Source organism: Chryseobacterium angstadtii (assembly GCF_001045465.1).
Lineage (GTDB): Bacteria > Bacteroidota > Bacteroidia > Flavobacteriales > Weeksellaceae > Chryseobacterium > Chryseobacterium angstadtii.
On record NZ_LFND01000006.1, the window covers coordinates 40,329 to 54,674 of the forward strand.

General features: G+C 38.5%; 11 protein-coding genes. 2 read left to right on the top strand and 9 right to left on the bottom strand.

The window, feature by feature from the left end:
• Positions 1–76: 76 nt before the first annotated feature.
• Positions 77–520 carry a hypothetical protein gene (locus tag ACM46_RS16965; RefSeq protein ID WP_048508256.1) on the top strand — a complete coding sequence of 148 codons (444 nt, stop codon included), beginning with the start codon at positions 77–79 and terminating at the stop codon, positions 518–520.
• 108 nt (positions 521–628) lie between these two features.
• On the opposite strand, the gene gldG is transcribed toward ACM46_RS16965, so the two are convergent.
• Genes gldG through kbl form a run of 5 tightly spaced genes read right to left on the bottom strand, consistent with a single transcriptional unit; the run spans position 629 to position 5,398 of the window.
• Complete coding sequence (gene gldG, locus ACM46_RS16970; RefSeq protein WP_048507888.1) at positions 629–2,299, bottom strand: gliding motility-associated ABC transporter substrate-binding protein GldG; 1,671 nt, start codon at positions 2,297–2,299, stop codon at positions 629–631.
• Positions 2,300–2,303: 4 nt separating this feature from the next.
• Complete coding sequence (locus ACM46_RS16975) at positions 2,304–3,032, bottom strand: ABC transporter permease (RefSeq protein WP_048507889.1); 729 nt, start codon at positions 3,030–3,032, stop codon at positions 2,304–2,306.
• Between the two features lie 50 nt (positions 3,033–3,082).
• Positions 3,083–3,634, bottom strand: coding sequence for a CopD family protein (locus ACM46_RS16980; RefSeq protein WP_048507890.1), 552 nt, complete (start codon positions 3,632–3,634; stop codon positions 3,083–3,085).
• 15 nt (positions 3,635–3,649) lie between these two features.
• The gene (locus ACM46_RS16985; protein WP_048507891.1) at positions 3,650–4,171 is read right to left on the bottom strand and encodes a hypothetical protein; all 522 of its coding nucleotides are present in this window, start codon (positions 4,169–4,171) and stop codon (positions 3,650–3,652) included.
• 30 nt (positions 4,172–4,201) lie between these two features.
• Positions 4,202–5,398 (bottom strand): glycine C-acetyltransferase, encoded by a 1,197-nt coding sequence (gene kbl / locus ACM46_RS16990; RefSeq protein ID WP_048507892.1) that lies wholly within the window; start codon positions 5,396–5,398, stop codon positions 4,202–4,204.
• Positions 5,399–5,558: 160 nt separating this feature from the next.
• Here kbl and ACM46_RS16995 point away from each other — a divergent pair, with 160 nt between their 5' ends.
• A complete protein-coding gene (locus ACM46_RS16995) occupies positions 5,559–6,437 on the top strand; it encodes a cupin-like domain-containing protein (RefSeq protein WP_048507893.1) in 879 nt (292 codons plus the stop codon).
• A gap of 147 nt (positions 6,438–6,584) precedes the next feature.
• Here the strand turns inward: ACM46_RS16995 and ACM46_RS17000 are convergent, their stop codons facing one another.
• From ACM46_RS17000 to dacB, 4 genes are all read right to left on the bottom strand, one after another.
• Positions 6,585–8,516: a M1 family metallopeptidase gene (locus ACM46_RS17000; RefSeq protein ID WP_048507894.1), complete on the bottom strand. Its 1,932-nt coding sequence runs from the start codon at positions 8,514–8,516 to the stop codon at positions 6,585–6,587.
• A 253-nt stretch (positions 8,517–8,769) separates the two neighbouring features.
• Positions 8,770–10,695 carry a M1 family metallopeptidase gene (locus ACM46_RS17005; protein ID WP_048507895.1) on the bottom strand — a complete coding sequence of 642 codons (1,926 nt, stop codon included), beginning with the start codon at positions 10,693–10,695 and terminating at the stop codon, positions 8,770–8,772.
• Between the two features lie 161 nt (positions 10,696–10,856).
• Complete coding sequence (locus tag ACM46_RS17010) at positions 10,857–12,782, bottom strand: M1 family metallopeptidase (RefSeq protein WP_048507896.1); 1,926 nt, start codon at positions 12,780–12,782, stop codon at positions 10,857–10,859.
• Positions 12,783–12,867: 85 nt separating this feature from the next.
• On the bottom strand, positions 12,868–14,337 hold the full coding sequence (dacB, locus tag ACM46_RS17015; RefSeq protein WP_048507897.1) for a D-alanyl-D-alanine carboxypeptidase/D-alanyl-D-alanine endopeptidase: 1,470 nt from the start codon (positions 14,335–14,337) through the stop codon (positions 12,868–12,870).
• Positions 14,338–14,346 lie beyond the last annotated feature (9 nt).

Genomic DNA, 14,346 nt, shown 5'->3' on the forward strand with positions numbered 1-14,346 from the left:
TAATTAAACAATGAGAATGAATAGTTTTGCAAAAAGCTATTCATTCTTTGATCTCAATTTTTTAATCACAATTATTATGAAAAAAATACTCTTATTCATCTTTATACTGACCTTCGGATTGGGATGGGCCCAAAAAGTAAAAAAAGAAGAAAAAGTAAAAGATAAATTTGAATCCCGGCAGCCGCAGGATATGTCTGTTCCGCCGCCTCCAATGGTGGCTTTTCCCGCCCAATATCCTAACGAAAACAAGGCCTTCGTTGATAGTGTAAAAAAGAATTTAAATAAAGATGCTCTTAAACCTCTCGGTAAAGAATTGAAAACCAAAATCATATTAAAAGTGAATCCGGAAGGAAATGTCGTCAATGTATCCACTTACGGCGATAATGAAATTTTTAACACTGAAGTAAAAAAAGCAGCTGAAAAAGCCACTTATAACGTAAAATGGGAAGCCGGAAAAAATAACAGAGGGGAAAAAGTAGTTGATATCGTCAACCTTCCGTTTAAATATTCAAATACGTAATAGAGGTAGCAGGTGTTAGGTAGTAGGGAATCCAATGCTGGTGCCAGTGTTCTGCTCATGTGTACAAACAATAAAAAACCACTACTTTTCGTAGTGGTTAATTATATTCTATCCAAATTTTTTCTTTCTCATCCAGAAGAACAATCCTCCCAGAAGCCCGATTACCACTAAAGGAAGCAGCAGATTCAGCCATTGCCAGTTCGCTTTCTCTTCCGTGATCCGGTTTCGGTCCAGAAGTCTTTCTTCGATATTTCTGTTTCGCAGCGCCATCAGATTGCTGTCATCCAGAAGATAATCCAAAGCATTTCTCAGAAACTGTTCATTTCCGAACTCCTGATTCGTCAGACGGTCAATTCCCATCGGAAGAGGCTCGCCTTTATGCATTTTATTTCTTCCGACATCTCCGTCAGCAATCACAATCATTTTATTCTCAGGACTCTGGCTTTTGAAACCCGGATATCCTTTTCTTTCAATTCTCGATGCATAAGCAGAATTAAATTTTCCTTCCAAAGCTACCGCAAAGATCTTTGGAGTACTTGGCTTTTCCATCTGTCCAAGACTGTCCACACTCGCAATTTCTTTAAGATCCACATAATTCGGAACCTGCTTCAGAAGCGTTCTCTCGCTGGATTCAAAAAGAACTTTGGTTTTAATATTTTTTCTTCCTCCCAACGTATCAATAGAAGTCGGGAATTCGAATTTTACAGGGTTGATATTTTTCGTAATCGGATTGTCATTTTCAGCAATTCCCAGCGGAAAATATGGCCACGGAAGGCTTGTATATTGCGGGTTCCCTCCTACTTCTCCGGTTACCAGTTTCAGCAATGCAAACTTCTTAACATCTTTCACCAGGGCCGGATTGATTCTGATCCCGTAATTGAAAAAGAAATCCGTCATATTGATATCTATAGGGAAAGGCATTACTTTTTGAGACCTTGTCAGCGTATCCATTTCAGCATTCACCCCATCAATCATCCAAAGTGTTTTTCCGCCATTCATAATAAACTGGTCAAGAATCACTTTTTCGTTATCTGTAAATGCTTTTCTCGGTTTTGCAATCACCAAAGCACTCATTTGCTTCAGTAACGGAAGATCTTCAAGGGTAAGTTCTGTCTGATTTTTTGGGACTATAGGACCTGCATCATAATTTTCCATCGCCAATTGCATAAAACCATGGAACTCTTCAGGACCAAGCTCATCCTGATTCACCAGGATTCCGACTTTCTTTCTCTTGTCCGCGGCAATGTTCTTGATATTGGAAACCAGATTATATTCAAGACCTTCTATTGATCTCGTAAGCTGCTGATCTGCGTCAATACCTGCCTGCTGCACCACCAATGGAATAGAAACACCCCTTTTGTCGTATTTTAGCACCGCATAAGGGAAAAGTGTAATCTGTGAAATTTTTCCGTCTTTGATATCCGGAAGTACGGAAGGCTGCATGCCCATGGCCATCAGGGTGTCCTGAGTCATTTTTGTTTTAATCGGATCTATGAATTTGAAATCAATCTTAGGATTGATCTTTCTGAACTCTTCCAGCATAAACCGGGTTTCATTCTGAAGCTGTTTAAAACTTGCCGGAAAGTCACCTTCAAGATAAACTTCTACGGTAAGCGGTTTTTTCACCGATTCAAGCACTTTCACTGTATTATCAGAAAGCGTATATCTTTTTTCTTTGGTTAAATCTAATCTGATCCCGGAATAGGTAAGCAGAATAAACAGAGGAACTACTGCAATTAAGAAAATTCCCAATGGAGATTTAAAATCGTACTTCTTCATAATGCTACTTCTTTTTAGAGATAAAATGGTTGGACAATAATAATGCAGCACCGATGATCAGAATAAAATAAGCCACATCTTTAAGATCGATAAGACCTCTTGTAAAGCCCAGAAAATGCTGATAAAAGCCTAAATTCTGAAGAATAAAATCAGCACTGCCCAAAAGCTTGTAGCTCGCCAGCTGCTCTATTCCGAAGTACATAATAAAACACATGAAAACCCCTAAAAGATAGGCCATAATCTGGTTCTGTGACAACGAAGAAGCCAGAATGCCCACTCCTGAAAAGGCTGCAATTAAAACAATAAGCCCGATATAGCTTCCGAACGTCATTCCCAGGTCAATATTCCCCTCAGGAACCCCCAGAACGTAGACGGTATAAAGATAAATCAGCGATGGAATAAGGCATAAAACCCCGACAATCCATACAGAAAGAAATTTCCCGGTTACCAGGTCCGAAACTTTTAAAGGCTGGGAAAATAACCAGTTCAGCGTTCCTGTCTGCTGCTCTTCCGCAAACGTTTTCATGGATAGAGCGGGAATAATAAACATCAACAGCCACGGAACCAGTACGAAATAACTCTGTAGAGAGGCCATTCCGATATCGAAAATATTAGAATCATTTTCGAAAAAAAACAGGAAAAGAGCCGTTATCAGACTGAATGCCCCGATGATCACCCACGCACTCCAGTTTCCAAAGTAACTCCAAAGTTCCTTCTTTAAAATTGCAATCATAGTTTTTTTGTAAAATGTAAAAAGTAAAGTGCATACTTTACTTTCAACAATTATTTGTTTTTTTTATTTTTATTAACGAGTTTCACCGTCATCATAATCAGAAATACAAGAACGAAAAATCCTGCAATTAATTGCCACCAGTATTCAATTACAGAAGATTTAAGGATTACGGTAAACACCACCAGGAACAAAATGAAGGTAGCGATCTCGTTGGCCTGTCTCAGTTTGATATTGGGTGTTTCGATCGTTTCTCCGTTCAATTCCTTCAGTTTCAGGACTTTTTTCCAGCACCAGTAATGATAAACCGCAAGACCGATCAGAAAAGTCAGTTTCAGATGGAACCAGGGCATTTTCATCAGCCCGGTATTCAGAAAAATCATGACAATTCCGCATACGGCCATAATAACACCTGCCGGAACCGTAATGATATTCCAGAGCCTTCTGGCCATGAAAGTGTACTGTTCTCTGAGGATTTTCTTTTTTTCTTCAGCAAATTCGTCCGTATCTTTATAGTAAACGAAAATTCTTACGAGATAAAAAATTCCCGCAAAATAGCTTACCATAAAAATGATATGCAGTGCTTTGAGTATGGTATAAAGCATCAGTAGATATAAAAATTATTGATCGGTAGCATCAACAGGTTGCATTTCCTGCAGTTTTACTCTTTTGGCCCCAAGATTCACGTAGTATTTCTCCAGTTTGTTCAGATGATCTTCACTGGTTTCCTTCCCTTTTACATGCAGGCTGTAATCGCTCCAGATATTAATGCAAAACTGACCTTTTACTAAGATTCTGCTGTTGGATTGTTCAAACCTTTTGGCAAGAAACGTATCCAGATCATTTTTTGTTTTAAACTCATAGATCACTACTCCACCATCGTCTTTTCTCGAATTATTATACGCAAAGATGTAGAAATTTTTGATGGTGGCTCCTGTTTTCGGCCCTTCCATTTTTGAAATAATATCGGGATTATCCGTCATAAAAGGGATCTTTGTAATCCCGATATTTTTCATTTCTTTATCTATAGTGGCAGGTTTCATGCCCTGTAATTCTACATTTTTAAGATCGAAATCCATAATGCTCTGTGCAGAGAAACTTTGAAAACATACAAAACCGATGATCAGAAGTATTTTTTTCATAAAACCTGTTTTAAATAATTAATATTTTAATTAAGAAATAACACCCAGCTCTTTTCCTACTTTTTCAAAAGCAGCAATCGCTTTATCAAGGTGTGCTCTCGTATGGGCAGCAGAAAGCTGTACTCTGATTCTTGCTTTTCCTTTCGGTACCACCGGATAGAAGAATCCAATTACGTAAATTCCTTCATCCATAAGCTTTTCAGCCATTTTCTGAGCAAGTGGTGCATCATACAACATCACCGGAACAATGGCGGCATCTCCTTCAGGAATATCAAATCCTTTAGCAACCATTTCTGTTCTGAAATAAGCTGCGTTTTCCATTACCTGATCACGAAGTGAAGTATCATTGGAAATCATATCCAAAACTTTCAGAGCAGCTCCTACAATACCAGGTGCCAATGAATTGGAGAATAAATAAGGACGGGAACGCTGTCTCAACATATCGATGATCTCCTTTTTACCGGAAGTAAATCCTCCTAAAGCACCTCCTAAAGCTTTTCCTAACGTAGATGTGATAATATCCACTCTACCCATCACTTCATTCGCTTCATGAGTTCCACGGCCTGTTTTACCGATGAAACCGGTTGCGTGGGAATCATCTACCATCACCAAAGCATCGTATTTATCTGCAAGGTCACATACTCCTTTCAGATCAGCAACAATACCATCCATAGAGAAAACTCCGTCTGTAACGATGATTTTGAAACGGTGATTCTTTTCGGAAGCAGCAATAAGCTGAGCTTCAAGATCCGCCATATTGTTATTCTTATAACGATATCTTGCTGACTTACAAAGACGTACACCGTCAATAATGGAAGCATGATTCAGTTCATCCGAAATAATAGCATCCTCTTCTGTAAACAAAGGTTCAAAAACACCTCCGTTAGCATCAAAACACGCTGCATATAAAATAGTATCTTCAAGACCTAAGAAATCTGCAATTTTCTTCTCCAGTTCCTTGTGAATATCCTGTGTTCCGCAGATAAAACGTACCGATGACATTCCGTAGCCATGAGAAGCAATCATATCCTGAGAGGCCTTCATCACCTCCGGATTGTTGGACAAACCAAGATAATTATTCGCACAGAAGTTCAAAAGCTTCTTGCCGTTAGCCTCTATTTCAGCACTCTGCTGAGAAGTGATGATTCTTTCTCTTTTGTAAAGACCATCATTTTCAATGTTTTGCAGTTCGTTCTGTAAATGTTGAAGATATTTTTCAGAGATCATTTTTTAGTAATTTTTTAGATGCGCTAATTTAATAAAAAGGCGGTAAAATATCAGCTTTTAATAGTTTTATTCTAAAAATAGAGGCTAAATTAAGTTTTAACACTACTAGTCTACTAATTTAGTAGGATAATAGTTATATTTGTTCCTTAAATTCAGGAATATGAGATTGACTCCCATTCAAAAAGTAAAGAAAATAAGTTCCCGAAGCTTTATCAGTACCTATATGAAACCTCGATTACCATTAATCATGGAAGACTTTGTAGACCCGGAAAGTCCTGCATTTAAAAAATGGAATTATGAATATTTTAAAGAAATAGCCGGCAATCATCAGGTCAATATCTACGGAAATGAACTGGAATCACTGGACAGAGTGGCCAGCAGCCCCATCGGACAGACTACATTTTCAGAATACCTCAACCTCATCAGCAGCCAACCTACAGAACACCGGCTTTTTCTTTTTAATCTGCTTACCATCAAGCCTGAGCTTAAAAATGATCTTCATTACAATGACGTAACCAACGGGAAAGTATTAAAGTGGCTTCCTTTTATGTTTTTCGGAGGTGAAGGCTCTATCACGAGAAATCATATCGACATTGATATGTCCCATGTATTTATAACCCAATTTCAGGGAATTAAAAGGATCTGGCTTTTCCCCTGGGAACAATCGGATCTCATGTACAAACTTCCTTATAATTTCCACAGCCTGCCTAATATCAAAGACCCGGACTACAGTGAATTTCCTGCACTACTCTACATTAATGGTTACGAAGCACTGCTGAAACCCGGTGAAACCCTTTATATTCCTTCCGGTTGGTGGCATTATATCCAGTATGAAACTGAAGGATATTCTGTTTCCGTAAGAGCACTTCCTTTCAGTCTTCTGGAAAAATGGCGGGGCTTTAAAAATATGGTAGTTACGCGGAATTTTGATAACATCATGCGCAGAGCATTCAAAGAGAAATGGTTCAGATACAAAGTAAAAACAGCCAGAAAAAGAGCTACAAAAGCCATCAAAAAACAGAGAAGCTTCATGATCTGATGATATCTTTCTGTTTCAAAAAAAATAAAACGGACCATGAGTCCGTTTTATTTTTTATTCTATATAATCCTTGTCAAGGTTTAAAACCTTGACAAGGGTTCTTTCTTTCAGTTGTAAACTTCCTGACAGTTATTTTCAGTTCTGCCATTAATGCTTAACAAACTTTATATTTTTCTCCTGAACCGTAAAGATATAAGTTCCCGGAACCAATTCTGAGATTTCAACTGCTTTTCCAGGCTGGTATACGGCTTTTCTGATCAGTTTTCCATCAATAGAATGAATGGAATAATCAACGGCTCTGTCAATTCCTTTTAAATACAATTCGTTTTTAGCCGGGTTCGGATACAGTGCAAATTCGTCTTTTTCTACGGAAGCTACGCTTAAAGTATTATCCTGAGTTACCGTAGAATTTTTATCCAGAATCTGGTGCTCATAATTAAACTGAACACTCGCTACAGGAAAATTGATACTTTCAAGAAACCCTTGATTGTTTGTAGTATGATTCAGTACAAAATAGGCCGTTTCACCTCCGGTACCGTTTACTTTAATAGGCAGCGGCATTTCAAAAAAGCTTACAGAAGCATTACTCTGAGTCTGTCCTGCTTTAAAAAAGATCTGATTTCCGGTTTGTTTCCACTTGATGGTGTAAGTAGGATATCCCTGTCCATACAGCCAATCATTGAAAAACTCGGTAAGATCTTTCCCGCTGGACTGTAGGAATGAAGCTTTAAAATCTGCAGTGCTGGCATAGCCGTACGCAATGTTTGGTCTTGAATGGTAATCTTTCACGGCCTGATAAAATGCAGTATCTCCTAAAATCCATTTGATCATCCTCACAATATAACCTCCTTTTGCATAAGAAAGTCTGCTGCTGAAAATCCGGTTTACACTGGAAAGTTCAGTATCCGAGACATAGGTACTTCCTGCCGTAGAACTTGTAATCGTATTTTTCTCATTGGCCAGATAATTCAGAAACTGGGCGTTGGTCATCAATAGTTTTTCATTGGCCAGATGTTCTCCGAAAGTGGCAAAACCTTCATTCAGCCAGATATCATTCCAGGTGGCACAGGTTACTTTATCACCAAACCACTGGTGCGCCAGTTCGTGGGCAATAATTCCTTTGCTCCAGCTGCCCATGGAAGACATGGTTTGATGTTCCATACCTCCTCCCCACTTAAATTCCATATGCCCGTATTTTTCATCACGGAAAGGATAAGGTCCGAAATAGGTTTCAAAAGTAGTCATAATCTGTTTCGTCCATTCAATATTGGCCATCGTTGTTGCATTGGCATTGGTAGACGGAAAAACATAATTCACAAAAGGGAATGGCGGGTTTCCAATGGTACTGTTTACTTTGGTAAAATTAGTAATGGACAAGGCAATCAGATAGGCTGCCGTAGGGTAAGCTGTTCTCCAGAATGTCAGTTTTTTTCCACCCGTAAGCGTGGTTTCAGACATTAATTTTCCGTTCGCTGCCACATTATATTGTGAAGGTGTGGTAATTTTAAAGTCAAATTTTTCAATTTTATCGTTCAGACTCTGTTTTGTCGGGAACCAATCCTGTGCCCCATAAGGTTCACTCAATGTAGAAAGAACAGCCGTTGTTCCCTGGGTACCATTAAAAAAAGCATCATACTGATCAGAAGGAGCTCCTGAATAATTAATGGTAAGGGAATCCAGCGTATTGGCAGGAATAGAAGCCGGAAAATCTATTTTAATTTCTTTGGTAGCGAGCTGTTGAAAGGTAATATTGTTACCGTGGTATTTTACCGTTGAAACAGTAAGTTCATCCGTAAGGTCAAAATAGATACTGTTCATGTTCTGATTAGGCTTAAAATGCGAAGTCACAGACCCAGAAATATTATATACTGCAGGATCCAGAGAAACATCCATTCTCTGATACTGTAAATCGTAATTCAAAGTATTGGGGTTCACATTATAAGCGGTCATTTTTTTAGCAAAGGATTTCATTTCCATTGCTCTCAGTCCTTTCTTTTCAATATTGTGATCATGCCCGTCCTGAGCATGTAATGTCTGGGGAAGCAAGAAGCTCAGAATCAAAAGATAAAGTATTTTCATATCTAATAAAATTATGAGCATAAATATAAATAAAAACCTTCTAATGCATCATTAAAAGGTCAATTTTACGCAAAATCGATTTCTAAACATAAAATAGAAATAATTTATACTTTTTCTTAATATTTATTTCATATTATTATCAAAAACAAATAATTTTTTAAATATAAAATAAAAATAATTCACCATTCACATTAGCAATTATATGCCATTTTTAACTTCATATTAAAGATAAAACATTTAAAGCTTATTATTTTTAATATTTTATAAACTTTAAAGTATGCTCTTTGATACTGAAAATATAGGTTCCGGGAACCAGTTCTGAAATCCCAACCGTTTTCCCTGGCTGATATACTCCTTTTTTCACCAACTTACCATCTATAGCATGTACAGAATATTCAGCAGATCTGTTCATTCCTTTGATATGCAATTCATTTTTGGCAGGGTTCGGGTATAAGGCAAATTCATCTTTCTCCACAGAAGATACACTTAATGTATTATCCTGAACTACTGTAGAGTTTTTCTCCAGAATCTGGTATTCGTAATTAAATTCAACACTGGCTACAGGGAAAGAAACCGTTTCCAGGAATCCCTGATTGTTCGCCGTATGATTCAGCACAAAATAGGCCGCCTCTCCACCTGTTCCGTTTACTTTAATAGGAAGCGGCATTTCAAAAAAGCTGACAGAAGCATTACTCTGCGTTTGTGAAACTTTAAAAAAGATCTGATTTCCGGTCTGTTTCCATTTGGTGGTATAGGTGGGATACCCTTCTCCGTACAGCCAGTCATTAAAAAAGCCTGTAAAATCTTTCCCGGTAGACTGAAGAAGTGATGCCTTAAAATCTGCGGTTTTTGCATAATTGTAGGATAATTCCGGTCTTCCGTGATAGTCTCTTACAGCTTGGTAAAAAGCATTATCACCAAGAATCCATTTGATCATTCTTAAAATATAGGCTCCTTTTGCATAGGTAAGTCTGTTACTGAATATCCTGCTTACATTGGACAGCTGTGAATCCGGAACGTAAGTAGAACCATCGGGAGCTGAAGTGATATTATTGATTTCCCCTAACAGGAAATTTTTAAACTCGGCATTGGTCAGGAGCAGTTTTTCATTGGACAGATATACTGCGAAAGAAGCAAAACCTTCATTCAGCCAGATATCATTCCAGGCGCCGCAGGTTACTTTATCTCCAAACCACTGATGTGCCAGTTCATGGGCAATAAGAGTTTTGCTCCATCCTCCCATGGACGACATGGTCTGGTGCTCCATTCCCCCACCGAACTTAAATTCCATATGTCCGTATTTTTCATTCCGGAAAGGATAAGGTCCGAAATAGGTTTCAAAAGTATTCATCACCTGCTTGGTCCATTCAATATTAGCCATGCTCGTAGCGTTTGCATTTGTCGTTGGATAAACATAATTCACAAAAGGAAAAGGCGGATTTCCAATCGTATCGTTCAGTTTGACGAAATTGGTTATGGACAATGCGATCAGATAGGCCGCAGTAGGATAAGCTGTTCTCCAGAATGTCAGTTTCTGATTTCCCGGAAGCGTTGTTTCCGACATTAACTTTCCGTTCGCCGCCACATTATATTGTGAAGGTGTCGTAATTTTAAAATCAAACCTTTCAATTTTATCATTCAGGCTCTGCTTCGTTGGAAACCAGTCCTGAGCGCCATAAGGTTCGCTTAAAGTACATAAAATAGGCGTCCCGTTTTGTGTGGTTGTTGTAAAAGCATTTCCTGTAGGAGGTGCTCCTGAATAATGAATGGTAAGTGAATCCAGCGTATTGGCAGGAATAGAGGCCGGAAAATCTATTTTAACCTCTTTTGTGGGAAGCTGCTGGAATGTCAGATTATTTCCATGATACTGTACCTGTGAAACGACCATGACATCGGCAAGATCAAAATAGATGCTGCTCATATTCTGATTGGGTTTGAAATGGGACGTAACGGAACCGGATATATTGTAAACGGCAGGATCCAGAGTCACATTCATTCTCTGATACTGAAGGTCGTAGTTTAAAGTATTGGGATTAATGTTGTAAGTGGTCATCTTTTTTGTAAAAGACTGCATTTCTTTCGCAATAAGCCCTTTCATTTCAATATTGGGCTCATATTTCTGGCTAAAGAACTGCTGAGACATTAAAAAACCAAGAATTAAAAGATAAAATTTTCTCATACTCAGGATATTAGATATAATCAAAGATAAAAAAAACCTTCTAATCAATGATTAAAAGGTTTGATTTAGCACAAAATAAATGTTGATCAGCAGTCAGACTACTTTCATCACTCGCGACATCTGATTTTTCAAGATCAGATATCCGGTATTCATCATTATTTTTAGTGCTTAATGAATTTCAGGCTTTGTTCTTTTACTGTAAAAATATAAGTTCCCGAGAGCAAATCTGCAATTACAATAGCTTTACCCGGCTGATACACTCCTTTTTTCAATAACATTCCGTCTGCAGAGTGAATGGAATAAGGAGCCGTTTCTTCAATTCCTTTAAGGTACAGTTCATTTTTAACAGGATTGGGATACAAAGTGAAGATATCTTTCTCTTTTTCCACCGAAGATACTTTTAAGGTATTGTCCTGAGCTACGGTAGAATTTCTTTCCAGAATCTGGCGCTCGTAATTAAATTCCACGCTGGCAACAGGAAAAGTAACAGCCTCCGTAAATTCCTGATTATTAAAAGTGTTATTCAATGCGAAATAAGCAGTCTGGCCTCCGGTTCCATTGACTTTAACAGGCAACGGCATCTCAAAAAAGCTTACGGAAGAATGGCTTTGCGACTGTGCAACCTTAAACTGAATCTGATTTCCGGCCTGTTTCCACTTTATGGTATAAGTAGGCTGTCCCTGTCCATACAGCCAGTCGTTAAAAAATTCTGTAAAATCTTTCCCGGTAGACTGTAAGAAGGAGGCTTTCAAATCAGAGGTTGCAGCATAATTATAGGCCAGGTTCGGTCTTGCATGATAGTCTTTTAATGCCTGATAAAAAACATCATCACCCAAAATCCATTTCATCATCCATACAAGATATCCTGCTTTTGTATAAGAAAGTCTTGAGTCAAAAATAACACTTACATTACCAAGATTAGCATCTGAGACATACACACTTCCGCCCGGGCTCGCTGTAGCTATATTTTTCTGTCCGTTCATATAAGATATAAACTGAGCGTTGTTCATCAGCAGCTTTTCATTGGCCAGATGTTCCCCGAAAGTGGCAAATCCTTCATTAAGCCAGATGTCATTCCAGGTCCCGCAGGTCACTTTATCTCCAAACCACTGATGAGCCAGTTCGTGAGCAATAAGGCTTTTATCCCATGCTCCCATAGATGAAATGGTTTGATGTTCAAGCCCGGCCCAGTTAAACCCGAATTCCATATGACCATATTTCTCGTTGCGGAAAGGATATGGACCAAAATAATTTTCAAAAGTGGTCATAATCTGCTTCGTCCATTCTATATCAGACAAACTCGAAGTATTACCCGCCGTTGCTGTATAAACATAATTGACAAAAGGGAACGGAGGATTTCCTATGGTATCGGTATATTTTGTAAAATTCGCGATGGAAAGTGCCACCAAATACGCTGCAGTAGGATACATGGTTCTCCAGAATGTAAGTTTCTGCCCATTGGCGAGATTGGTTTCGGACATTAATTTTCCATTGGCTGCCACGCTGTATTGTGATGGAGTTGTAATTTTAAAATCCATCCTGTCAATTTTATCATTCAGGCTTTGTTTGGTAGGAAACCAGTCCTGCGCTCCATAAGGCTGATTGAAGGTGTAAAGTGTTGGGCTGCCACTCTGATTACCTGTAGAAAAAGAGAAGCTGTTGGGGCTTCCGGAATAGCGGATCGTTAAAGAATCCACAATATCCTGTTGAAGCAGTGCAGGGAAATCTATCTTTATTTCTCTTGAGGGAAGCTGCTGAAATGTAAGATCGGTTCCGTGATACTGCACCTGAGAGACATTCAGACTGCTCTTAAAATCAAAATAAATGCTGCTGATACTTTGACTGGGTTTAAAATGAGAAGTTACAGATCCTGAAATCTGATTAACTTCCGGATTTAAGGTGAGTTCCATCCGCTGGTACTGCAAATCGTAATTCAGGGTATTGGGGTTGATGTTTCCCGCCCCCATCTTACCGGCAAAAGATTTCATTTCTTTAGCTTTCATTTGTTCCCTGTGCAGATTGTCCGTTTGTGATAAGGCGAGCTGACTGGTCAATGCAGTCAACAGAAAAATAATTTTTTTACACATAATATTCTTGTTTGGTTGATATTTTTTAATAAAAAAAACCTTTTAACAAATGCTAAAAGGTTTTTAAAGTACTAGACTCTATTTTTTAAAGATCCAGAGCCGGTTCAAGAATCTTTTCCATTCTTTTCTTGACCATATCTACAGATCCTGAATAATTATTAACCATTAAAGAAAACACGAGCGTCTTCCCTGAATTCGTTTTAAGGTATCCTGCTAAGGTTTTTACTTTATTTAAAGTTCCTGTTTTAGCAAAAACCTGTCCGTTTCCGGTGCCGATGAACATTCTTTTAAGTGTTCCCGACTGTCCGCCTACCGGAAGTGAAGTGAAATAGGTTTTGTAGTATTTTTCATCCATTAAGGAAGTTAAAAACTTCACCTGGGAAATCGGGGTTACGTTATTACTTCTGGAAAGTCCGCTTCCATCCATATAATTTAAACCGATCATATCAAAGCTTTCGTCCTTCAGGTGATTCGTTACTACCATTCTTCCTGATTCTGAAGTCTGGTCTCCCATTTTCTGGAAACCGACTGTTTTGAGTAAAGCCTCAGCTAAAGAATTGTCGCTGTGCTGATTGGTGTAGAATACAATATCACCTAATGTCGGAGATTTGTAGGCTGCAACCAGTTTTCTGCTTTCCGGCGCTGCATCCGTCATTTTCGGAGTTACTTTTCCGCTTACTCCAATTCCGCTTTTCACCAAAGTTGTTCTTAAGGTATTGGCCAGATAAGCAGGAGCATCAGGAAGTTTTGTTGTTAAACTGCCGTCACCATCATACTTTTCTGCGTATACCATTTGTTTTACATAAGGAGAAACGTAGAAATATTTTTTATCGGAAGCAAAACCTGATTTTTTCACGATCAGTTTTTCATTGGCCGGATTGATTTCGCGGGTAGTTCCAACAGGTAAGTAGTAATTATTGTTTTCAAGCCATACAACATTTTCCGGAAGCACTGCAATATTGCCTTTGAAAAGCGCTGTCTGAATGATAATATCACCATTTACCTTTTTGATTCCTTCACGGGAAAGTCCGCTCATAAAATCTGAAATAATATCCCTGTAAGACCATGCTCCGGCTTTATTGGTTCCCAGAGACGGATCTCCGCTGCCTACAAGATATAAATTTCCGTTTAAAATTCCATTTTCATCAATAGTCCCTGAATATTCCAGCTGCGTCATCCAACGGTAGTTTTCCCCTAAAATATTTAACGCTGTTTCCGTGGTTAAAAGTTTTGTAGTGGAAGCCGGAACTAAAGGAGTATTTTCGTTGTACGAAGAGATCACCTTCTTCGTTTTCGGATCGTACACTACGAATCCCCAGCTTGCATTTTTCAGCACAGGATCCGTCATCATTGTGTTTACATTAATATCTACGAGCTCTTTGGCCGATAAAATCGTTTTCTCCGCTACTGAAGTAATGGGAGAAGGCAGATTCAAAGTACTTCTTTGATTATCGTAAGCCTGAGAGTAAAGAACTGTAGAAACGGTAGATTGAGCAAGGAAAAACCCAGAAGCCAATACCGCTACGCTTGAAATATATTTTCTGTAATTTACCATGTATCTTTT